Annotated in this window: 23 protein-coding genes; 14 read left to right on the top strand and 9 right to left on the bottom strand. The window is 71.4% G+C overall.

Annotation, left to right across the window (positions count from 1 at the left end; genetic code table 11):
- Positions 1-35 precede the first annotated feature (35 nt).
- The 4 genes from AB0C84_RS02350 to speB all read left to right on the top strand — a co-directional run bounded on the left by AB0C84_RS02350 (position 36) and on the right by speB (position 3,995).
- Positions 36-839 carry an aminotransferase class IV family protein gene (locus tag AB0C84_RS02350; RefSeq protein ID WP_361060339.1) on the top strand — a complete coding sequence of 268 codons (804 nt, stop codon included), beginning with the start codon at positions 36-38 and terminating at the stop codon, positions 837-839.
- Positions 840-1,052: 213 nt separating this feature from the next.
- Entirely contained in the window at positions 1,053-1,226 is a 174-nt protein-coding gene (locus AB0C84_RS02355) for a hydrophobic protein (RefSeq protein WP_089315210.1), read from the top strand.
- Positions 1,227-1,356: 130 nt separating this feature from the next.
- Positions 1,357-2,874, top strand: coding sequence for an alpha/beta hydrolase domain-containing protein (locus AB0C84_RS02360; RefSeq protein WP_361060341.1), 1,518 nt, complete (start codon positions 1,357-1,359; stop codon positions 2,872-2,874).
- Positions 2,875-2,975: 101 nt separating this feature from the next.
- Complete coding sequence (gene speB / locus AB0C84_RS02365) at positions 2,976-3,995, top strand: agmatinase (RefSeq protein ID WP_361060343.1); 1,020 nt, start codon at positions 2,976-2,978, stop codon at positions 3,993-3,995.
- 12 nt (positions 3,996-4,007) lie between these two features.
- On the opposite strand, the gene AB0C84_RS02370 is transcribed toward speB, so the two are convergent.
- On the bottom strand, positions 4,008-4,361 hold the full coding sequence (locus AB0C84_RS02370; protein ID WP_258944952.1) for a PRC-barrel domain-containing protein: 354 nt from the start codon (positions 4,359-4,361) through the stop codon (positions 4,008-4,010).
- Between the two features lie 62 nt (positions 4,362-4,423).
- Complete coding sequence (locus tag AB0C84_RS02375) at positions 4,424-5,251, bottom strand: MBL fold metallo-hydrolase (RefSeq protein ID WP_361060345.1); 828 nt, start codon at positions 5,249-5,251, stop codon at positions 4,424-4,426.
- Positions 5,252-5,405: 154 nt separating this feature from the next.
- Between AB0C84_RS02375 and AB0C84_RS02380 the strand changes: the two genes are divergently transcribed.
- The 5 genes from AB0C84_RS02380 to AB0C84_RS02400 all read left to right on the top strand — a co-directional run bounded on the left by AB0C84_RS02380 (position 5,406) and on the right by AB0C84_RS02400 (position 8,663).
- The gene (locus AB0C84_RS02380) at positions 5,406-6,233 is read left to right on the top strand and encodes an SAM-dependent methyltransferase (protein WP_258944950.1); all 828 of its coding nucleotides are present in this window, start codon (positions 5,406-5,408) and stop codon (positions 6,231-6,233) included.
- Positions 6,230-6,445, top strand: a complete 216-nt coding sequence (locus AB0C84_RS02385; RefSeq protein WP_258944949.1) for a hypothetical protein — start codon at positions 6,230-6,232, stop codon at positions 6,443-6,445. Before AB0C84_RS02380 ends, AB0C84_RS02385 begins: the two co-directional genes overlap by 4 nt.
- 75 nt (positions 6,446-6,520) lie before the next feature.
- A complete protein-coding gene (locus AB0C84_RS02390) occupies positions 6,521-7,363 on the top strand; it encodes a helix-turn-helix transcriptional regulator (protein ID WP_361060348.1) in 843 nt (280 codons plus the stop codon).
- Between the two features lie 7 nt (positions 7,364-7,370).
- Positions 7,371-7,568 carry a DUF397 domain-containing protein gene (locus AB0C84_RS02395; protein WP_089315203.1) on the top strand — a complete coding sequence of 66 codons (198 nt, stop codon included), beginning with the start codon at positions 7,371-7,373 and terminating at the stop codon, positions 7,566-7,568.
- 342 nt (positions 7,569-7,910) lie between these two features.
- The gene (locus tag AB0C84_RS02400; RefSeq protein WP_361060350.1) at positions 7,911-8,663 is read left to right on the top strand and encodes a hypothetical protein; all 753 of its coding nucleotides are present in this window, start codon (positions 7,911-7,913) and stop codon (positions 8,661-8,663) included.
- A 50-nt stretch (positions 8,664-8,713) separates the two neighbouring features.
- Here AB0C84_RS02400 and AB0C84_RS02405 read toward each other — a convergent pair whose 3' ends face one another.
- The 4 genes from AB0C84_RS02405 to AB0C84_RS02420 form a co-directional block, all read right to left on the bottom strand.
- Positions 8,714-9,130, bottom strand: coding sequence for a hypothetical protein (locus AB0C84_RS02405; protein ID WP_361060352.1), 417 nt, complete (start codon positions 9,128-9,130; stop codon positions 8,714-8,716).
- A gap of 75 nt (positions 9,131-9,205) precedes the next feature.
- Positions 9,206-9,793, bottom strand: coding sequence for a hypothetical protein (locus AB0C84_RS02410; protein ID WP_361060354.1), 588 nt, complete (start codon positions 9,791-9,793; stop codon positions 9,206-9,208).
- 479 nt (positions 9,794-10,272) lie between these two features.
- Entirely contained in the window at positions 10,273-10,464 is a 192-nt protein-coding gene (locus tag AB0C84_RS02415) for a DUF397 domain-containing protein (RefSeq protein ID WP_361060356.1), read from the bottom strand.
- Positions 10,461-11,273, bottom strand: a complete 813-nt coding sequence (locus tag AB0C84_RS02420; protein ID WP_339156156.1) for a helix-turn-helix transcriptional regulator — start codon at positions 11,271-11,273, stop codon at positions 10,461-10,463. Before AB0C84_RS02420 ends, AB0C84_RS02415 begins: the two co-directional genes overlap by 4 nt.
- A gap of 154 nt (positions 11,274-11,427) precedes the next feature.
- On the opposite strand from AB0C84_RS02420, the gene AB0C84_RS02425 reads away from it, so the two are divergent.
- Positions 11,428-12,186, top strand: a complete 759-nt coding sequence (locus AB0C84_RS02425; RefSeq protein WP_361060359.1) for an SDR family oxidoreductase — start codon at positions 11,428-11,430, stop codon at positions 12,184-12,186.
- A gap of 160 nt (positions 12,187-12,346) precedes the next feature.
- Positions 12,347-12,790 (top strand): lamin tail domain-containing protein, encoded by a 444-nt coding sequence (locus AB0C84_RS02430; protein ID WP_258944941.1) that lies wholly within the window; start codon positions 12,347-12,349, stop codon positions 12,788-12,790.
- Positions 12,791-12,891: 101 nt separating this feature from the next.
- Here the strand turns inward: AB0C84_RS02430 and AB0C84_RS02435 are convergent, their stop codons facing one another.
- Together AB0C84_RS02435 and AB0C84_RS02440 are read right to left on the bottom strand one after the other, a co-directional pair.
- Entirely contained in the window at positions 12,892-14,211 is a 1,320-nt protein-coding gene (locus AB0C84_RS02435; RefSeq protein WP_361060362.1) for a phosphotransferase family protein, read from the bottom strand.
- Between the two features lie 7 nt (positions 14,212-14,218).
- A complete protein-coding gene (locus AB0C84_RS02440; protein WP_361060364.1) occupies positions 14,219-14,839 on the bottom strand; it encodes a TetR/AcrR family transcriptional regulator in 621 nt (206 codons plus the stop codon).
- A 115-nt stretch (positions 14,840-14,954) separates the two neighbouring features.
- On the opposite strand from AB0C84_RS02440, the gene AB0C84_RS02445 reads away from it, so the two are divergent.
- The 3 genes from AB0C84_RS02445 to AB0C84_RS02455 are packed head-to-tail and all read left to right on the top strand — an operon-like array spanning position 14,955 to position 17,321.
- Positions 14,955-15,527 (top strand): VOC family protein, encoded by a 573-nt coding sequence (locus tag AB0C84_RS02445; RefSeq protein ID WP_258944938.1) that lies wholly within the window; start codon positions 14,955-14,957, stop codon positions 15,525-15,527.
- Positions 15,511-16,152: a carboxymuconolactone decarboxylase family protein gene (locus AB0C84_RS02450; RefSeq protein ID WP_361060366.1), complete on the top strand. Its 642-nt coding sequence runs from the start codon at positions 15,511-15,513 to the stop codon at positions 16,150-16,152. Before AB0C84_RS02445 ends, AB0C84_RS02450 begins: the two co-directional genes overlap by 17 nt.
- Positions 16,152-17,321: an acyl-CoA dehydrogenase family protein gene (locus AB0C84_RS02455; protein WP_361060368.1), complete on the top strand. Its 1,170-nt coding sequence runs from the start codon at positions 16,152-16,154 to the stop codon at positions 17,319-17,321. The genes AB0C84_RS02450 and AB0C84_RS02455 overlap by 1 nt, the downstream gene beginning before the upstream one ends.
- Here the strand turns inward: AB0C84_RS02455 and AB0C84_RS02460 are convergent.
- On the bottom strand, positions 17,318-20,302 hold the full coding sequence (locus AB0C84_RS02460; protein ID WP_361060370.1) for a DUF4132 domain-containing protein: 2,985 nt from the start codon (positions 20,300-20,302) through the stop codon (positions 17,318-17,320). The genes AB0C84_RS02455 and AB0C84_RS02460 overlap by 4 nt on opposite strands.
- Between the last annotated feature and the right edge of the window lie 36 nt (positions 20,303-20,338).

Raw genomic sequence — 20,338 nt, forward strand, 5'->3', positions numbered from 1 at the left:
CCTGTAGGCGATCATTCCGCACGCTGGAGGAGCACATGACCAGTCTTGCCGTCCAACGCAATGGCCGCGCGGCGACCTCCGACGAGCTCGCGCCGCTCGCCTTCGCCGGCTTCGCCCACTTCACCGCCATGCAGGTGCGTGGCGGCAAGGTCCGGGGCCTCGACCTTCACCTGGGACGGCTGCGGTCCGCCTCGATGGAGCTGTTCGGGAGGGCGCTGCCGGACGAGCGGGTGCGGTCCTACCTGCGGGCGGCGCTGGAGGCGGGGCCCGCGGACGTCTCGCTCACGGCCACCATGTACTCGTCGCCGGGGGAGTTCACCGCGGGCGAGAAGCCGGGAGAGCCCGAAGTCCTGGTCCGGACCGGGCCGCCCGCGTCCGGCCCGGAAGGTCCGCTGAGGCTGGCGACGGTCGAGTACGACCGGTATCTGCCCGCCCTGAAGCACGTCGGGGAGGTGGCCAAGACCCACCTCATGCGCCGGGCCGTCCAGGACGGCTTCGACGACGCCGCCTTCGTCGACCGCCGGGGACGGCTCAGCGAGGCGACGATCTGGAACCTGGCCTTCTGGGACGGCGACGCCGTGGTGTGGCCCGAGGCCGAGATGCTGCTCGGGACCACGATGGGCATCGTCCGCCGGCAACTGGACCGCCTCGGCGTCCCCCAGCGCGTCCGGCAGGTCACCCCCGCCGACGTGCCGGGCCTTGCCGGCGCCGTGGTCATGAACTCCTGGACGCCGGGGGTCGCGGTCCACCAGATCGGCGCGACCCCCGTCCCCGCAGCCCCTCACTTCCTGGACCTGCTGCACCAGGCCTACCAGGCCGAACCTCTCACCGATTTCTAGCCCCGGGGCTTTCGCCGGGTCCGGCTCCCTGTGGCTTACCACCTAGGGGGCGCGTGCGGGCGATGGCCCCCTCTGACCGAGGTCTGGCGGGGCCGCCTCCCAGGCCCTTCCACCGTGTGTCCGAAATGAGATCTTTGTCGTGCATCAAGCTTCATTTGCCGGGGACAAAACGGCCCGAACGGACCAAAGGCAGACCCCCGAGGAGGACCCCCAATGCCTTGGCTGATGATCCTGGTGCTTCTGCTGGCGCTGATCCTGTTCGGCGTCGGCTTCACTCTCAAGATCCTTTGGGTCGTGGCCGCGATCGTCCTGATCCTGTGGCTGCTGGGCTTCGTGCTGCGCAGCGCGGGCCCGTCCGGCAAGCGCGGTCGCTGGTACCGCTGGTAACACCGAGAACGGCGCCGCCCCGTCCAGAACCTGGACGGGGCGGCGCCGTTCGCGCGACTGGTGATTCGCGCGATGTGGAGGGCGGGACGCCCGGCGGACACTGTGGCCCCCTGACATCGTGGAGGTCACCGTGCGTTTCTCCCTGCGGGTTCCCTGGCGGCGGCTCGCCGCCGCGGCGGCGGGGGCGGGGCTGCTCGCCGCCCCGCTGTGCGCCTCGCCCCCCGCCCTGGCCGCGGCCGACGGGCCCGTGGTCACCGTCCCGCCCCCGGGCGCCCACGGCTTCCCGTTCCTGGCGGCGGCCGAGGATCTCGGGTCGTTCGGGTACACCGAGAGCGAGTACTTCATCACCGGCACCGCCAGCTCGTACGCCAAGTCCGGCCTGTGGACGTCCGACGGCCGGTGGGACGTGCGGGCGTCCGGGCAGGCCCCTTACAAGACCAGGCTCCTGGTCCGGCGCCCCTCCGATCCGGCGAAGTTCAACGGGACCGTCGTGGTCGAGTGGCTCAACGTCAGCGGCCAGCTGGAGCTGTCCCCGGACTACTGGTTCGAGCGGGACGAACTGCTGCGCAAGGGCTACGCGTGGGTCGGCGTCTCGGCGCAGTCCGTCGGCGTCAACGGCGGGCTCGGGAAGATCCGCGGGCTCAAGGGATGGGACCCGGCCCGGTACGGCGGCCTCGTCCACCCCGGGGACGCCTTCTCCTACGACATCTTCTCCCAGGCCGGGCAGGCGCTGCGCAGCCCGGACGGTCCCGACCCGCTCGGCGGCCTCGCGGTGCGGACGCTGCTGGCGGACGGGGAGTCGCAGTCCGCCGGGCTCATGACCACCTACGCCAACGCCGTCCAGCCGGTGTCGCGGGTCTACGACGGCTTCATGATCCACAGCAACGGCGCGGTCGGAGCCCCGATCAGCGGCGAACTGTCCGACACGCTGTGGATGCCGAATCCGTCCCGGATCCGGACGGACCTGCCCGTGCCCACCTTCGTGGTGCTGACCGAGACCGACGTCCCCCTGGCAGCGGCCGCGCGCCAGCCGGACACCGACCGGATCGTGCACTGGGAGCTGGCCGGCACCTCGCACGGCGACCAGTGGGCCTACGACCTCGGCCAGGCGACGGTGGAGAGGTCGGCAGGGGCGGACGCGCCGGCGCCCGGCTGCGCGGCCGGGTCGGCCCCGTACAACGACGGGCCCGGTCACTACGCGATGAACGCGGCGCTGCGCCGGCTGGACGCGTGGGCGCGCGGCGGGGCGCGGCCGGCGAGCGGGGCGCCGCTCGACACGATCCTGCGCGACCCGCGCACCGGGCTCGCGACCGGGGGCGTGCGGCTTCCGGACGTCACGGTCCCGACCCGGACGCTCACCGGGATGCGCGACACCGCGGGCAGCGGCGTCTTCTGCGGCCTCTACGGCGCCCGGGACCCGTGGAACGGCGGCGCCGATCCCTGGGACCGGCATGACGCGGGCGACCCGTCCGATCCGTCCCTTCCGTTCACGGCGGAGCCGGTGCTCAGCGTGCTGTACCCGACGCACGCCGGCTACGTGAGCAAGGTCCGGGCGGCCGCGCAGGCCTCGGTGAGCGCCGGCCACCTGCTGCCCGAGGACGCGACGACGATCATCGCGACCGCGGAGCGCTCCGGCACCGGCGGCTGACACCCCGCCGCAGGGCGGCCCCGTCCCAAGACCGGCTCGGGACGGGGCCGTCCGCACATCGGATGAGCCCGGTGCGGGAAGAGAGACGGTGGAGGTGGCGAATGCCCGGAAGGTACGGTTCGCAGTTCGGTCCCGACATCACGTTCCTCGGGGTGCCCCGCTGCACCTGGTCCGACCCGTCCACGTACGAGGACGCCGACGTGGTCATCATCGGGGCGCCGTTCGACGGCGGCACGTCCCACCGGCCGGGAACCCGCTTCGGACCGCAGTACATCCGCCGGTCCTGCTACCTGCCCCACGACGGCTCGCGTCCGTCCCTGGCCCTGCGGGTCGACGGGCTCCGGGGCGACCTCAAGGTCCACGACGCCGGCGATGTCGAGATGTACTCCGGGGACGCCGAGCGTTCCGTCCGATCACTTCAGGAGGCGGTGTACGCGGTCGCCCGTACCGGGACGATTCCGCTCATCCTCGGCGGCGACCACACGATCGCGTGGCCCGACGCCGCCGGGGTGGCCGACCACCTGGGCGCCGGGCGGGTCTCGATGGTCCACTTCGACGCGCACGCCGACACGGGCGACGTGAACCTCGGTTCGCTGGTCGGCCACGGGCAGCCGATGCGGCGGCTGATCGAGTCCGGGGCGGTGCGCGGCGACCGGTTCCTGCAGCTGGGCCTGCGCGGGTACTGGCCGGGTCCCGAGACGCTGGAGTGGATGGCCGCGCAGGGCATGCGCTCCTACGAGATGTCCGAGATCGTCGCTCGCGGCCTGGACGAGTGCCTGACGGAGGCGTTCGAGATCGCCACCGACGAGTGCGACGGGGTGTTCCTGTCGGTCGACATCGACGTGTGCGACCCGGGCCACGCCCCGGGCACCGGGACACCCGAGCCCGGCGGGCTGACCGGGCGCGAGCTCCTGGACGCGGTCCGGCGCGTCACCTACGAGCTGCCGGTCGTCGGGGTCGACGTCGTGGAGGTCTCCCCGCCCTACGACAACGCCGACATCACCTCGGCTCTGGCGAACCGCGTCGTCCTGGAGGCGCTGTCGGGCATCGCACGGCGCCGCCGCGACGGGCGCGACGGGACGCGGTGGGACCCACGCCGCCCCCTGCTCGACGGGCGCTAGCGGCCCGTGGGGTCAGCGGCGGGCGAGGAGTCGTTCGTCGGGCGCCGCCCGGTAGGGGAGGCTGTAGTAGGCGAAGACCTCGGGTTCGGCATCGGCGAAGAGCTCGCCGTTGGTGTCGATCCCCGGAGCGCCCTTGACCTGCTTCTTGTCGTGCGCGACGCGGAGGTGGTCCGGGCCCAGCGTGCATCCGGCCAGCGGCACGAAGACCAGGCGCTGCCGGGTCGGCAGGCCGATCCTGACCGTGGCGAACGAGGGCTGGTCGGTGAGCGTGTCGACGTAGACGGCCTCCAGCGGCCCGATCTTGCTCCCGGTCGGGTCGATCACGGTCCGGCCGCGCCATTGACGAATGTCCTCGATCTCGAACATGTCATGTCCAACCGTAGGTTCTCTAGGTGTATTTACCCAGCTCACAGCGGATATCCCGGGCCTCACGGGCGGTGGAAGGCGTGGGTCTCCCCCGGCGCGACGTACGTGGCCCGGCCGGTCAGTCCACGACGCTCCAGCTCGCGACGGAAGTCGTCCAGGGGTGACTTCATGACGGCGTAGTCGTTGTAGTGGACCGGCACCGCGACCGCGGGGCGGATCGTCTCGACGACGTCCGCGCCCTGGGCGCCGTCCATGGTGACCACGAGCCCGCCGGGCAGCGTGGTGCCGCCCAGGTGGAGCACGGCCAGATCGATGTCGGAGGTGCGGCGGGCGATCTGCTGGATGCCGTCGAACATCAGGGTGTCGCCGGTGATGTAGAGGCGGAACCGCACGTCGCCGCTCACGGGGCCGAACTCCAGGAGGCTGCCCATGACCGGCGGCAGCAGCCACTGGGCGGGGCCGGGGGCGTGCCGGCCCGGCATGGACGTGATGCGCAGCAGCGAGCCGTCCTTGACGAGGGTGTGCGACTCCCAGGTGCGCAGGCCGACCGCGTGGCGGAAGCGGTGCAAGCCCTGGAGGCGCCGGGCCGCGTGGGGTGTGGTGACGATGGGCAGGCCGCGGTCGAGTTTCGCGCGGGCGATCCGGTCCCAGTGGTCACCGTGGAGGTGGGACAGGACGACGGCGTCCAGCCGCGGCAGGTCGCCGGCCTGGAGGGCGGGCTCGGTGAGGCGCCGGGAGGACAGCCCGAACCCGAGATAGGCGCGCTGCCCGCGATGCAGGAAGTTGGGGTCGGTCAGCAGGGTGAACGGCCCGCAGCGCAGCAGCGTCGTCGCGTTGCCGATGAACCGCATCGAGAGTTGGCGTAGCGCGAGATCAGCTTCGGTTTTCATGCCTTTTCCCCCTTTGGGCCGGTCATGCCCGCCAAAGGGAGTGCGAACCCCGCGAGCCCGGCGGAGGGGGCCGGAGAACCCTTGCGGAAGCGGCGCGGGAGGGTCGACCCTTGCTTCATAATTCGTGCATCACAAGTTGGCAAGGGAGCGATGGGTGAGCGACACCGAGCAGGTTCCGCCCGGAGTGGACACCACGGTCCCGACCCCGGCCCGGATGTACGACTACTACCTCGGGGGCACCGACAACTTCGAGGTCGATCGTGCGGCGGCGGAGAAGGTCCTGGCGAACATGCCGGAGGCCGGCGACGCGGCCTGGGCCAACCGCGGCTTCCTGCAGCGCTCGGTGCGATGGCTGGCCCAGCAGGGGGTCCGGCAGTTCATCGACGTGGGCGCGGGCCTGCCGACGATGAACAACACCCATGACGCCGCGCAGGCGGTCGCGCCCGACGCGCGCGTCCTGTACGCCGACAACGACCCGATGGTGCGGGCCCACGCCGAGAAGCTGCTGGCGGGGTCCACCGGGACGGCGTTCATCACGGCCGACTTCCGCGACCCCGACGGGGTGCTCGGGCACGAGGTCACCGCCGGGATGATCGACCTGACCGAGCCCGTCGCGCTGCTGGTCGTGGCGCTGGTCCACTTCATCCCGGACGACGACGACCCGTGGGGCATCGTCCGGGAGTACATGGACCGGCTCGCGCCTGGCAGCTACCTGGTGCTGTCCGCCGGCACCGGCGACCGGCAGGCCGACCGGGCGGTCGGCACGGTCAGGGACGTCTACGCCAGGTCCACCGCGAGCGTCCAGTTGCGGTCGCGTGCGGAGGTCGAGCGCTTCTTCACCGGAATGGAGATCGTCCCGCCGTGGGAGGGGTCGGCGGCGAAGGTCTGCTACATCGGTGAGTGGGGCGCGGAGGACCCCGACGCGGCCGACAGCGACGGCTCGCGGTGGGCTTACTGCGCGGTGGCGAGGAGGGAAGGGTGAGGAAGCCGTCCGTCGAGGACCTGGGCATCGACCCCGGCGTCCTGGAGTGGCGGCGCTCGCAGACCGACGAGGGCGGCATCGAGGTCGCCTTCGCCGGCGAGTGGACGCTGCTGCGCACGTCCGGGAAGCTGATCTCGGTGTTCGACGAGAACGAGTGGTCCTGCTTCCTCGACGGGGTACGGAAGGGGGAGTTCGACCACGCCGCTTCCTGAACCGGCCAAATCTGTGATTCACAAATTCGGAAGGCGTATGCTGATGCCGGCCGTTGGTCAAGGGAGGTGGCGCCGATGAGCGATGCTTACGGGGCCACCATCGCCAAGCGGGGGCTGGCACGCCGCTTGAAAGAGCTGCGCGTCGAGGCCGAATACACGGCCAATCAGGTCTGCGACCGGCTGAACTGGGGACGGGGGAAGGTCGGCCGGTTCGAGGCCAACAACTGGGTGCGGCCCGAACTCAGCGACATTCGCGACCTCGCGCGCATTTACGAGGGCAGCGATCTCGCTGAGCTGGAGGAACTGGCGGGCCGTGCGCGGCGGCGGGCCTGGTGGCGTGACTACCCCGAGGTGTTCGACAACGAGTTCCCGGGCTTCGAGAGCGACGCGTCGAGCATCAGGGTGGTCATGCCACTGGTCCTGCCGGGTCTCCTGCAGACCGTGCCGTACATGCAGGCGCTGCTGTCGGTCGGGACGAGGACGCCGGAGTGGCGGGAGCGCGCGATGCGCGCGCGGCTGCGCCGCCAGCAGATCCTCGACCGCGGGGACGGGACGGCGCCCGAGCTGACGGCGGTCATCACCGAGGCGTCCCTGCTGTACGAGTGGGGCGAGCCCGGCGACCGGCGCGCCCAGTTCGCCCACCTGCTCGCCATGTCCGAGCGTCCGAACGTGGAACTGCGGCTGCTGCGCCTCGCCGACGGGATGCACCCGGGCATGTCCACGCTGGTCAACATCTTCCGGTTTCCCGGCGGCGAGCCGCCCATGGTCTTCCTCGAGAACGACGCGGACGTCCAGGAGGTCGACACCCCCGACGACGTGGAGGCCCATGACGAGATCTTCGAGCAGATCCGCCAGGCGGCGCTCAGCCCCGCCGACACCGCGGAGCATCTGAGGAAAGTGATCTCAACTCTGGAGTAGCACCGACATGGACCTCTCTCAGGCGCGATGGGTCAAGGCGACCGCCAGCGCCAGCAGCAACGGGGGCTGTGTCGAGGTCGCCGATCTCGACACGGCCGCGGCGCTGCGCGACAGCAGGACACCGGAGGCCGGGGCGCACGTCGTCTCCCGTTCCGTGCTCGCCGCGTTCCTCGATGACGTGCGGGCGGGCCGTTACGACCGCTGAGGCCGGGCCGCACACGAGATCCCCCAGGGCTGCACCCCTGGGGGATCTCTCATGTGTGCGGCCCTCTCTCAGGCGCCGACCACGCTACAGCGCGCGGGGCCGCCCGTCCCGGTACCCGCCGGTACACGCAGGTGACGCGGGGGCGAAGCGTGTTATGTGGGCATTTGAGCGCATCAGTGAACGTCTCACTCGCAGATGCAACTTTCTTGCCATGATGCGGGCCCGGTGGCCGAAGATGTGCGAGGCTACTTCTGTGATTCACACATAGCGACTCGCGAAGCAAAAGACTCATGTCGCGATTGTCTGAATGCGAATGTCTCCGCAACCCCGAGGGTGGGCGTCATGACGAAGGCCGCGACCATGTGCGAGATCCCCTGGAGACTGGAGGACGGGGGCTGCGCGGCACTTCCCCTGCCCGATGACGACTCCATCGCCCGCGTCGCCCGCTCCCACGTCACGGCCCTTCTCCCGGCGCTCGGCCTGTCCGTCCAGGACGTCCACGACATCAAGCTCATGGTCAGCGAGCTCGCCGCGAACGTCCTGCAGCACGCCACGCCCCACGACGGCCCCTCGGGCGCCGAACTCTGGGTCTACCAGCGAGGCGACGGCCGCGGGCGCGACGAACTGGTCGTCAAGGCCTTCGACACGCGCAGGGACTGGCGGCCCCGCGGCAGCGCCCCCGGCCGGTCCGACCACGGCCGCGGTCTGGAGATCGTCGATCTTCTGACGCAGGGCCGGTGGGGCCATCACCCGTCCCGGTCGCGGCTGCGGACGCCGGCGGTCCGCGGCAAGGCGACCTGGTTCGCCCTGCCGCTCCCGCACACCGCCCGCCGCCGCCACGTGTGGAGGGTCGAGGGGCCCTACGCGACCAAGGACCTCCAGACCCTGCTCGTCCAGCGGGGCCTCGGCCACCTCGTGCCCGAGGAGGGCACGGGCGAGACCGCCCTCACCGACGGCCGCGGCCTGAGCGTCTGGTGCGAGGCGGCCGCGTTCCGATGGCGCACCGGCTCCGGGCACACCGGGGGACTCCCGCTCACCGACATCACCGAAGCCTGCGAGCGGATCGTCGAACTCTGCGAGGCCTCACCCGCCTGACCCACCTCACCCGCCTGACCCCGGCCCCGCGGCGGTGCGCCATCCTCCGCTCACTCGTCGGCCACCGGCGATCCGGCCTCTCGCCCGCGGCGCGCCGGCATCCGGCGCAGCCCCACGAAGATCAGCAGACCGCCCGCCGCCAGCAGCAGCACATTCATGATCCATTCGTGGGACGCGTCCCGCAGGTAGACGGTCCCCGATCGGCCGACGTCCCGGGCGCGGGCGCTGCCCCCCTCGCGCAGGCCCTTGCCGCTCCCGTACAGGGCCACGGTGGGACGTTCCACCGAGCCGTCGTCGGAGCGGAACGCCCCGCGCAGTGTGCACGCCTCATGACCAGGGTGCCGGATGCAGCTCCGCTCTCGCGCGGTGAAGACGCCGGGGGTCCCCTTCCCGGTCTGCGACGCGCGGAGCACCGGCCCGGCGTTGGGCACCACCAGGAACATCAGGACCAGTCCGAAAAGTGCCATGAGCACTCCGAACGGCGTCACGCCCCGGGGGCGCCGGGGCGGGGCGGTCCGCGACCTTTCGAGTGTCACCGTCCGTCACGCGGCTTCGGGGACGGGCCTGCGCTGGACCGGCGCGGCGCACGAGCAGCGCATGGCCTCGCGCTCGGACTCGCTCGGCCTGCGGTGCAGGTACATCGCCACCACCATGGGGATGGTGACGAGCGTGTTGTAGAACAGGTGCAGCTCCACGCGCGGCACCAGGAGCTGGATGATGCTCGTGGGCGCGGGACGTCCGGCGATGTAGGAGTCGGACATCGCCTGCACCAGCAGCAGCAGGTGCTCGAAGTGGTGCCAGACCTGGATGCCGAGGGAGACCGCCCACCACGTGCGGGCCCGTCCGGTGAACCCGGGCAGCAGCAGGAAGAGCCCGATCAGCATGATCAGGGCGTAGCCGTAGTGCATCCATTCCGAGGTGACCAGCCACGGGAACGGCACGCCCAGCACTCCGCGCGCCTCGGGCACCGGCCAGCCGAGCACCCAGATCTGGATGGCCTGGACGACGTGCTCGGCCCAGTGGGCGATGACGATGAATGCGTAGACGTTCAGGGCAGCGCGGTGGTGACGCGTGTTGAGCAAATGCACCACCGACCGCAGCGTCCCGCGTTCTTCCAGTACGTTCGCCACCGGCGATCACCTTCCATGAGATGACGGGGACCTTCATCTCAAGACGTATCGCAGATGGGCCTCTTTCGAAATGCTCCCGTGGTCGGCCACAGGTGGACGGTGTGGCCGGTCCCGCCGATCCCGCCGCGGCTCGACTTATGCCGTCCGATCCTGGATACTCGCGCGGCGCGGTTTAAGGGTTGCCCGAAAAAGGTCCCGCTGGCGGGACCTTTTTCGGGCGGGAGGCCGAGTCGGCGCAGGTCGGGCGAGCCGCGCTCGATCCCGGCGTTCAGATTCCGAGAATGCTTCACCAATGGTGCGAACCGTGAAGCGGATGCGGCCTAGCTGCCGCGAGAGCGATTAGTTCGGGACCTGCGCATTCTCGGCACAACCGAAATGCTGCCCGTTACGGCTCCGTCTTGACTTGCGGCCTGGATTCACGGCGCGGCTCTTTGCGGCCCGGGCCAGATCCGTCTTCCGACTGAATCGAGGACGGTGCATCAGCGCGCGTCGTGGGCCCCGCGTCTGATTTCTGCGGCGAACCGGCGAAAACCGGCCGCCGAGAGCATGAACCGAGTGCCGGAAGGGTTCTTGCTGTCGCGGATTCCGATGATGCCCGACAGCCGCGCGACCTCGACGCAGTTGGACTGCCCGCTGGTGCCGCTGCGGCTCGCCTTGCGCCAGGGGGTCATGCCCATCGCTCCAGTTCGGCTTCCAGGAGGAGCTTGGAAGGGCCGACCGGAGTGGCGATGTCGCTGATCGAGTCGTACCTCACGACCACGTCCTGGACGGCGATCGGGTCCATCAGGAACCGTCCGCGCGTCGTCGCCTCGTCATAGGCGAGATCGCGGTCGTCCACCGTGAGGACGGTGATCGGCCCGTCGAGGCCCGGGTGGGCGCCGGCCTGGTTCTCGACCACGCGGATGCTGACCCGTGGCAGTTCGCCGAGCGTCAGCAGATGGGCGATCTGGTCGCGCATGATCTCGCGCGAGCCGATCAGCTGCGCCAGGGCGGCCCAGCTCAGGAACGCGGTCACGCGGGGCGGCGTCTCCCTGTCGAAGACGGCGGACCTGCGTGCCATGCGCCGTTCCAGGTCGGCGCTCAGGTCGTTCGCCGGGCCGGCCGTCAGCGCCGCCCTGGCGTAGTCCGGGGTCTGGAGCAGGCCGGGGATCACCGTGGGCTCCCACATGCGGATCCGGGACGCGCGCCGCTCGAACGCGGCGAGGGACGCCAGCCAGTCGCCCTCGTCCGCCAGGCCGGCGAAGCCCACCAGGTTCGTGAACATCCCGCCGGTGTTCCAGAGGCGGTCGACGGTCTCGGCGTGGGTCGGCTTGAGGCGAAGCGTCGCGGACTCGTACCTGGAGACGGTCGAGCGGTCGCAGTCGAGGACGTCGCCGAGGGCCTGCCCCGACATGCCGTTCGTCTCGCGGTGGCGGCGCAGTTGAACGGCGATGAAATGCCACATCGAGCGTGACGGGTCCAGTGAGTCCCGGGCGTGCATGGCCCCTCCGGTTTGTCGCAATCCATTCCGGAACGTAGCGAACCTATCGCGGAGAGTGCTGGCCGCGGGGCCGTATCAGCGCAAACGTCCGGAGGGGGTGACGCCGATGCCGCCCTCCGGGTGATCATGGACTGGGTCGAGGAGAGGGTGCGGTGTGGGACGGGCTCATGTGGTGACCGGCGGCGGGCGCGGCGTCGGGCGGGCGATCGTGGAGCGGCTGGCGGCGGATGGCGGCCATGTCGTCGTCATCGAGATGGACGCGGCGGCGGTCGGCTGGGCGCGGGACCGGGCGGACGTGACGGCGGTCGTCGGGAGCGCGGCGGACGAGGAGGTCGCGGAGCGGGCCGCCGACGCGGCGCAGGAGGCGGGGACGCTCGCCGGGTGGGTCAACAACGCGGCCGTGTTCCGGGACGCCGTCGATCCGTCCCCGAAAGAGCTGCTCGGACTCGTGGCGCTGAACTTCGACCCGGCGGTGGTGGGGTCCGTGACCGCGGTCCGGCGCTTTCTGGACGCGGGGACGGGCGGCGCCATCGTCAACGTCTCGTCGCACCAGGCGCGGCGTCCGGTGCGCGGTTCGCTGCCCTACGCCACGGCGAAGGCGGCGGTGGAGGGGCTGAGCCGGGCGCTGGCCGTCGACTACGGGCCCCGCGGCGTCCGGACGAACGTCGTCGCGCTGGGGTCGATCACCACCGAACGGTACGAGGGGTTGCTCCGGCGGCAGGAGCCCGGGGAGGCCGCGCGCATCGAGGACGAGATGCGCCGGCTCCATCCGCTCGGGCGGGTGGGGCGGCCGGACGAGGTGGCGGCCGCCGTCGCCTATCTGCTGTCGGACGAGGCGAGCTTCGTCAACGGCGCCGTGGTGCCCGTGGACGGCGGCCGGCACGCGCTCGGCCACGATCCCGAGGAGGCCTGAGAACCTCCGTGTTTCCCCGGACCACCTGGGACAACGCGGTAAGTGGGACGCGCGGCCGGGACCCGCGGTTGGCGTCCGGCCCGGACATGGCCAGAACCCCCCACCAGTCGGTGAATACCGGTACATCTAGGGATTCGTCGATCGGAAGGGGCGTCCAGGGGTGAGGAAGCTTCTCGTTGCGGGGGCCGCCGCCGTCGCGGTGGCGGGCGGGGTGCTGGTGGCGACGCCGGCGGAGGCCGCGAGCGCCGTGCAGATCTACCGGGTGTACTACGACTCGCCCGGGAGCGACAAAGGGTCGAACACGTCGCTGAACGGCGAATGGGTGCAGCTGTTCAACACGTCGAAGTCGTCCAGGAACATGAAGGGCGTCAAGGTCCGCGACAAGACCGGGTACACGTACACCTTCGGCTCCTTCACCTTGAAGGGCCGCAAGTCGGTTTACCTTCACACCGGCAGGGGCTCCAACAGCGCGGCGCACCGCTATTGGGGCCGGAAATGGTACGTGTGGAACAACACCGGTGACACCGCGTACCTCCTCTACCCCAATGGCCGGGTGGCGGACAAGTGCTCGTGGGGTCGGACGGGTTCCTCGAAGTACTGCTGAAAGGTCCGCGTCGCCCTGAAAGCGAGCCACCGGCCCTCCGGGGTCGGTGGCTCGCCGACGTTCGGGGAGGACGTCGAACGCTTACGCGACGCCGGGGACCGTCAGCTGCTGGGGAGTGAGAGGTGGCGGGGGTTCGCAACCGTTAGTTTGTCGGTCACCGAAGCCCTTACCGCGGCCACGACCTCGTCCATCCGGTCGTCGAGGTCACCCGCCCGAATGGCTGCCGCCAGATCGGCGTCGGTGGCGCATCCCAGAGGCTTCAGACGGTTCTGATGAGCGATTCTGTGGGCGTCGCCCAGAAGGAATTCCCTGCGGGCCATGCGCAGGGCGGACGCGGCGACGCGGGCATGGAAGCGGAGGCGGTCATCGGGCTGCTCGGCCTCCGCGAGGAACGCCCCTACGGCGTCGATGAGAGCGTGCGCGTCCGGCCGGTCGTGCGGGGCGTTGTCTGGCGTGACCGCACTTTCCAACGGATCCGGGACGGTCGTCGGCTCCGTCAATCCCAGAGCCAGAAGCAGGTCGTGTTCCTGCTCGCAGACCTTCCGGCCCAGGACGGCGTACTCGATCGAAGGATCCGAACCGCTGAGGTAACGCTCGGCCTGGTGGCGGCACAGGATCGTCCAGCGGAGGGTGCCGTAGACCTCCCACCAGTGGAGCTCTTCGAGCGTGGGCGGCACGCCCCCGGCGGCGGCGTAGCCGGCGAGGAGGTCGTCACGCGTCCCGAAGCCCCCGACGGGGTGCGGGGAGCCGAACCGCCACGCCTTCACGCAGAGCCAGCCGAGGTCTTCGGCCGGGTCACCGACGTGGGTGAGCTCCCAGTCCAGGACGCCGGTCACGCCGCCGGGGGAGATCATCAGGTTCCCGTTGCGGAAGTCGCCGTGGACGACCGTCCGGCGGCCGGCCGCCGGACGGTGCTCGTCCAGCCAGCGCAGCGCAAGCTCGACGGCGGGACGAGCCTCGAACGCCGCGTAGTGCTCGGTCAGGGCGGCGAGGGCGTCGTCGTCGGGCAGCCCTGGGACGGGCGCCATCGTGTGCAGCCGGGCCAGGATTCCGCCCAGCTCACGCGCCAGACCGGGACGGACGCCCGCGAAGCGCTCGTCGCGCAGCAGCCGGCGCGGGATGGTCTCCCCGTCCAGCCGCTCCATGATCATGTAGTGGGCGCCGTCCAGGTCGTCCCCGCGATCGGCCAGCCCCGGGACCGGGACGCCGGCCCGCGCGGCGGAGGCGAGCAGGCCCGCCTCGCGGCCCATCGCCGCCGGGTCCAGGGAGCCGGGCCGGTCGCGGCGCAGGACGAGCGGGCGGCCGTCCGCGTCGAACGACCAGGTCTCCCGGCTGGCGCCGCCGGACAGCCGGCGCAGCCCCGTGACCCGGGCGCCGAGCCGGTCCGCCAGCGCGGCGGCGAGATCGCGGGTCGGTTCCATGGCTCTCCTAGTCGGGCAGGCCGAGGGCGCGGACGCTGAGGGTGTCCAGGGTCTCCAGGAGGCGTTCGGCGCCCTGCGGATCGCTGCCCTGGACGATCCACAGGTACAGCGAGTGGTCGACCATCGTGGCGAGGGCGCCCGCCGCCGTCTCCGCGTCGAGGTCGGGCGGGACGAGCCCCTCCCGCTGCCAGCGCGCGATCACCCGCGCGGACCGCCCCACCGAGGAGGCCCGGTGCTTGCGCCGCAGCTCCTGGAACTCCTCGTTGAACGTGGCGACCTGCTCGATGATCGCCATCATCCGGGCGTTGCGCAGGTAGGCCTCGTAGTAGGCGCGGTTGGCGCGGCGGACGCGGTCGGCGGGGCCCGGCCCCGGGGACGGCACCAGCGCGTGGTCGGTCATCTCCTCGAAGAGCCGGTCGGCGACCTCCAGGAACACCGCTTCCTTGGTGGGGAAGTAGGTATAGAAGGAGCCGTAGGCGACGCCCGCGTGCCGGGTGATGTGCGCGACCCGGGTCTCCGGGAAGCCGCGTTCCTCGAACACCTCGCGGGCGGCGGCGAGCAGGCGCTCCCTGGTCCGGGCGCCGCGCTCGGTGAGCGGCCGGCCGCCGGGATCGTCGCCGCTGGGCATCGCCTGGTTCCTCCCGCCGGGGTTGACAATCCCGGCAACGGTAACCGAGCATCAGGCAAGTTGATATGACTGTCAAGTCAACTTCCGTGGCGCACTCCCGCCGCAAGGAGGTTCCATGAACACCGAGTTCGAACTCGGCGGCATCAACCATCTGGCGCTGGTGTCGTCGGACATGAAACGCACGGTCGACTTCTACTCCGGCGTCCTCGGCATGCCTCTGATCAAGACCATCGACCTGCCGGGCGGCATGGGGCAGCACTTCTTCTTCGACTGCGGCGGCGGCGACTGCGTGGCGTTCTTCTGGTTCCCCGACGCGCCGGACGGCGTCCCCGGCGTCTCCGCCCCCAAGGGGCGGCCCGAGCAGGGCGAACTCCTCAGCGCCGTCGGTTCGATGAACCACGTCGCGTTCCACGTCCCGACCGACAGGTTCGACGAGTACCGGCGGCGGCTCAGGGACAAGGGCGTCACCGTCAGCCCCGTCCTCAACCACGACGACAGCCCGCTCGGCGTCTCCGGCGACGTGCACGAGGGCGTCTTCGTCCGGTCGTTCTACTTCCAGGACCCCGACGGGATCCTCCTCGAATTCGCCTGCTGGACGCGCACGTTCGACGCGTCCGACGTCTCCCACGAACCGAAGACCGCCGCCGACCGGACCGCCGGGAAGGACCAGCATGCCGCGACTGCGTGAGGTCCCGCGCGCCGAGGTCACCGACCCGCAGATCCTCTTCTTCTACGACCGGCTCTTCGCGCCCGACCGCGACCCGGCCGTGGACCACGGCACCGCGACCGGCTCGCCCGGCGACTGGTGGACGGTGTTCGCCCAGTCCCCGGACGTGTTCCGGCACGCCGTCCGCGGCTTCGCCCTGTACCGGGGCGCCGACCTCGACCCCGTCCTGCGCGAGCTCGGCCAGTGCCGGGCCGGGTGGGCGCGCGGCAGCCAGTTCGTCTTCTCCCAGCACTGCAAGCAGATGCGGGCCCTCGGCATGCCCGAGGAGAAGATCGAGTCCATCCCGCACTGGCAGACGGCCGAGTGCTACTCGCCCCTCGAACGCGCCGTCCTCGCCTACACCGACTGCCTCGTCCTGGACGGCGGCCGCGTCCCCGACGCCGTCTTCGACGTGCTGCGCGAGCACCTTCCCGACAAGGAGATCCTCCAGCTCACCTACATCACCTGCATGTACGACATGCACGCGACGATGTCCCGGGCCCTGCGGCTGGAGTTCGACGACCGTCCCGAACCGGTCGTCGAGGTCGCGGCGCCCGAGGGGTACGGCGACCGCGACATCTCCTCCGACCTCACCGGGGAGGGCTGATGCTGTTCCCCGTGCCGGACCGCGTCCGGGACGTCCGCGACGCCGTCCACGCCTTCATGACCGAACGCGTCGAACCGGCCGAGCCCGCCCTCAACGCGGGCGACCGGGAGAGACTCCTGAAACTGCGCCAGGAGGCGAAGGACGAGGGCCTCTGGGCACTCGGCCACCCCGCCGAGCTGGGCGGCGGCGGCATGCCGTTCCTCGACTACGTCTACATCAACGAGGTGCAGGGACGCAGCGAGTGGGGGCAGCTCGCCCTCGGCACGTTCACCCTCCAGGACTCGCTGATGCTGCACAGGTACGCGAGCCCCCGCTGGCGCGAGCGCTACCTCGCCCCGATGGTCGCGGGCGAGGTCTCCCCGAGCTTCGCGATGACCGAACCCGCCTACGCGGGCTCCGACCCCACCCAGCTCCGGACGAGAGCCGTCCTGGACGGCGACCACTGGGTCATCAGCGGCCGCAAGTGGTTCACGACCGGCGCCGGTGAGGCCGCCTACACCACGGTCATGTGCCGCACCGAGCCCGAGGGCGCGCCCCCGCACCGCTCGTTCAGCATGATCGTCGTCCCGACGGACACGCCCGGCTACGAGATCGTCCGGGAGACGCCCGTCCTCGGCCTGAACGGCGGCCATTACGAGGTCGCCTACAACGACGTCCGCGTCCCGGCCGACAACCTCCTTGGCCCGCGCGGCCACGGCTTCGTCATCGCGCAGGAGCGCCTCGGCCCCGGCCGCATCTTCCACTGCATGCGCTGGCTGGGCCAGGCCCAGCGCGCCTTCGAGCTGATGTGCGCCCGCCTCGGCTCCCGCGTCGCGTTCGGCGAGCCCCTCTCGGCGAAGCAGCTGATGCAGCAGCACGTCTTCGACTCCTACACCGAGATCCAGGCCGCCCGCATGCTCACCCTCCAGGCCGCCGAGCAGATCGACGCGGGCGACCAGGCCCGCATCGAGATCGGCGCCATCAAGGTCGTCGGCGCCCGCATGCTCCACAACGTCATCGACCGCGCCATCCAGGTGCACGGCGCCGCGGGCCTCACCGACGACACCCCCCTCTCCCGCATGTACCGCCACGCCCGCGAGGCCCGCATCTACGACGGCCCCGACGAGGTCCACATCCAGAGCACCGCCAAACGCATCCTCAAGAAGCTCGGCCGAGAGGAACCGGCCTAACCCCGCTCGTTCGTACCGGTGGTGAGTTCGGTGAGGTCGGCGAGAATCTCGGAGGCGGTGATCGCGTCCAGTTCGGAGAACCGGATCGGCCCGGCCTCGGCGCGCCTGCCGAGGCCGGCGTCCCGGCTGAGCCGGACGCGCTCGATCCGCTGCTCGGGCCAGTAGCCGATGTCGCCCACGACGATGCCCGGATCGACGTCGACGGCGAGGGCCCGGCCGCCGGGCAGTTCCCGCAGGACGTTGAACTGGATGCCGTTGTCCTCGGCGCTGCCCCGCTGCCATCCGCGCGGCACCATGCCGACCAGCCTGCCGACCGGCACCGTGACGCCGTGGAAGCGCGCCAGTTCGGTGCCCGCGCGCTCGTCTTCGGTCAGCGCGTGCGTGGGGCGGCCCAGCTGCGGGAAGGGCTGGTTGATCTCGTAGGCGTCGAACAGCTCGGTCCACGCCTCCAGGTCGCCGGAGAGGTGCAGCGGGTGGGCCACCCCCACCCGGGCCGTCTCGGCCAGAGTCGCCTCGTCGTCCTGGAGGTCGGCGAGCGACCTGTCCTCGGCGACGCGGAACGCGCGGCCCTCCTCAGTGATCCACACCAGCCGCCGGGCGATGTGGCGCACCAGCGGATGATCGACGATGAGGGCGCGGAAGTCCGGGACGCTCCACCGGTGCTGCGCGGTCATGGCGCGTTCGAAGCGCCGGAGCCGCTCGTCCGCCACGGTCCGGACGTCCTTCTTCAGGGCGGCGAACCGCCGGTGGGCGGCCGGGGCCAGCTCCCCGTCGTCGCGGACGCCCGGCTTGGGGAGGCCGGCGCGCCGCCGGCCGTCTCCGTCGACGACGTACGGCCTGAGCCGCTCGTCGAAGCCGGCGGTGAAGCCGCGCGGGCCGTAGTCGAGGAACAGCTCGCCTCTCTCGTCCAGCCCGAAGTCGGGAACGAGCCGGTCGCCCAGCCGGTCGGGGCTCAGCCCGAGGTCTTCGGCCAGGGCGTCGACCCGCTCCTGCGCCTTCCTCCTGAGGCCGGGATACCTGACCTTGGTGGCGGTGTCGTGGAGGTGCATCAGCGCCACGTCTCCGCCGATCGCGATCAGGACGTCCAGGCCCCTGACCGCCTTGGCGTGCCCGCCGTCGCCCGGCCAGGCCCGGATCACCGGCGTGAACCTGCGCACGGTCTCGTCGTCGCCGAACAGCCCCAGGGCCGTCAGCACCCAGTCGTCGTCTCGCACGGCGAGGCTCTGCTCGCGCAGGCCCGACAGCTCGAACAGCCGCCAGGCGAGTGCGGCGAGCGAGGCGGGGGTGCAGATCCTCCTGACGACGTCGAGGCCCGCGTACGGCTTGTCCGGCTTGGAAATGGAGAGCATGGTGACGACGTGGTCGACCGCGTCGGCGGGAAGCGCCCGGCCGTCCTCCCGAAGGAGCACCTGGGGAAGGATGTACGGGTCCTGCCAGACCGGACGCCTGGGCATCTCCGCTGGAAGGTCGTCCAGGGGGTCGGCGGCGAGCAGCGCCCTGGCGGCTTTCGCGGCCTTGGTGCCGTACTCACCGGCCACTTCGAGGATTTCCCCGTCGCCTCCGGATCCGGCGATGCGCCGAAGTGCGGTCTCCGCCCTGAACCGCTGCGGGCCGACCTTTCCCAACGCGACGGGAATGAGGGCACGGATCTGCGCCCGTCCCTCCGGCTCTTTCGGCTGTCCGGCGGTGAGCGGCTGGAGCCCCCTGACGGTCACCCTCGTGAACGGGGGACGCTCGCGCGTCCACGGCGGCTCGACCAGCAGCCTCGGCAGGGACTCCGCCGGGGCCTCCGGCGCCCAGCGGGCGGCCGCCTCGCCGATGGACTCGACGACCTCGCGGGCCCGCGCTGACAGCCCGGGCACCAGCGCGGCGGTGAGATCGGGACGGGGCGCCACATGGTCGCGTAGGAGCCGGACGGCGTAGGAGGAGATCGGTGCGGCCCCGGACGCGGCCGCCTCACCGAGCAGCCGCAGTGCCCGCCGGGGAAAGTGGCGAGCCGTCTCGATCACGGCCCTGTGGACGTGCGGCCGGTCGAGGCGGTCCACCAGAAGCCCGAACGCCTCGTCCGTGGCCAGCAGGCCGAGGGCCCGCAGCAACTCGTAGGGGTCGCGTCCGGTCTCGGTCTCTTCGTCGGCGACGGTGGCGAGCGCCGGGGCCAGCGCGGGACCGACGCCTTCCACGGCCGTGGGAAGCACGCCCGGTCTGCCGTTGAGCCAGTACCACCCGCTCTGCCCGGCGAGCAGCGTGGCGAGCTGTTCGGCGGTCCCCATCGTGCGCAGCACCATCATCCAGGTGTGCGGCTGCAAGCGGGGCAGGGCGGCGCAGAGCTCGTCGACCCACGCGGTCTGCGTCGGCACCAGGTACGCGGCGGCCAGCCGCCGCATGCCGTCGAGGCGGCGCTCGCCCAGCGCGTCGACGGCCCGCCGGTACTCCGACTCGTCGGCGACCGCGAGAAAGCCGCGAACCCGAGCCGCGACCAGTTCGAGGCAGTCCAGCCCCCGGTTGTATCCGGGGTCCTGCTCGTCCAGGCGGCGGAGCCGGAGATGGCACCGGTCCTTTCGCTCCTGCCAGCCGTAACCGTCGACGAACACGCCGCTCAGCTCGACCGCGGCCGCGGCGGCGAAAACCAGACCGTGCTCGGCGATCCACGCGTCCGCGAACGTGGAGAACGGTTCCTCGCCGTAGACGTGGCCGTCTCTCAGCGGCCACTCCGCGGCGAGGGAGGCTGCGATCACGGCGGCGCCCCGGGGGTCCGGCTCACCCCGCAGGTGCGCGCGGGCGGCCCCGGCCAGGTCTCCGCCGCTCCGCGGGTCGCCGAGCAGATGGTCGATCTCGTCGCGCGCCTCCTTCACCCACTGCCGGACGGCGTGGACGGCGCCGTCGTCGACTTCGAGCGCGGGTCCGCGCGTCCCGCCGCGACGTGGATGGAGTACGGCGCGCCAATCATCAGGAATGACGAGAACGTTCTCGTTCTGGGGCATGCGGAGCACAATAGTGTCGCCGCCCGACGGAATACG

It is taken from the genome of Actinomadura sp. NPDC048955 (assembly GCF_040649435.1).
Classification (GTDB): domain Bacteria; phylum Actinomycetota; class Actinomycetes; order Streptosporangiales; family Streptosporangiaceae; genus Spirillospora; species Spirillospora luteofluorescens.

Coding starts and splice junctions, on each gene's coding strand:
- AB0C84_RS02350 (WP_361060339.1), top strand. CDS start 36: ATGACCAGTCTTGCCGTCCAACGCAATGGCCGCGCGGCGACCTCCGAC.
- AB0C84_RS02355 (WP_089315210.1), top strand. CDS start 1,053: ATGCCTTGGCTGATGATCCTGGTGCTTCTGCTGGCGCTGATCCTGTTC.
- speB (WP_361060343.1), top strand. CDS start 2,976: ATGCCCGGAAGGTACGGTTCGCAGTTCGGTCCCGACATCACGTTCCTC.
- AB0C84_RS02370 (WP_258944952.1), bottom strand. CDS start 4,361: ATGTTCGAGATCGAGGACATTCGTCAATGGCGCGGCCGGACCGTGATC.
- AB0C84_RS02375 (WP_361060345.1), bottom strand. CDS start 5,251: ATGAAAACCGAAGCTGATCTCGCGCTACGCCAACTCTCGATGCGGTTC.
- AB0C84_RS02390 (WP_361060348.1), top strand. CDS start 6,521: ATGAGCGATGCTTACGGGGCCACCATCGCCAAGCGGGGGCTGGCACGC.
- AB0C84_RS02395 (WP_089315203.1), top strand. CDS start 7,371: ATGGACCTCTCTCAGGCGCGATGGGTCAAGGCGACCGCCAGCGCCAGC.
- AB0C84_RS02400 (WP_361060350.1), top strand. CDS start 7,911: ATGACGAAGGCCGCGACCATGTGCGAGATCCCCTGGAGACTGGAGGAC.
- AB0C84_RS02405 (WP_361060352.1), bottom strand. CDS start 9,130: ATGGCACTTTTCGGACTGGTCCTGATGTTCCTGGTGGTGCCCAACGCC.
- AB0C84_RS02415 (WP_361060356.1), bottom strand. CDS start 10,464: ATGACCCCCTGGCGCAAGGCGAGCCGCAGCGGCACCAGCGGGCAGTCC.
- AB0C84_RS02420 (WP_339156156.1), bottom strand. CDS start 11,273: ATGCACGCCCGGGACTCACTGGACCCGTCACGCTCGATGTGGCATTTC.
- AB0C84_RS02435 (WP_361060362.1), bottom strand. CDS start 14,211: ATGGAACCGACCCGCGATCTCGCCGCCGCGCTGGCGGACCGGCTCGGC.
- AB0C84_RS02440 (WP_361060364.1), bottom strand. CDS start 14,839: ATGCCCAGCGGCGACGATCCCGGCGGCCGGCCGCTCACCGAGCGCGGC.
- AB0C84_RS02445 (WP_258944938.1), top strand. CDS start 14,955: ATGAACACCGAGTTCGAACTCGGCGGCATCAACCATCTGGCGCTGGTG.
- AB0C84_RS02450 (WP_361060366.1), top strand. CDS start 15,511: ATGCCGCGACTGCGTGAGGTCCCGCGCGCCGAGGTCACCGACCCGCAG.
- AB0C84_RS02455 (WP_361060368.1), top strand. CDS start 16,152: ATGCTGTTCCCCGTGCCGGACCGCGTCCGGGACGTCCGCGACGCCGTC.
- AB0C84_RS02460 (WP_361060370.1), bottom strand. CDS start 20,302: ATGCCCCAGAACGAGAACGTTCTCGTCATTCCTGATGATTGGCGCGCC.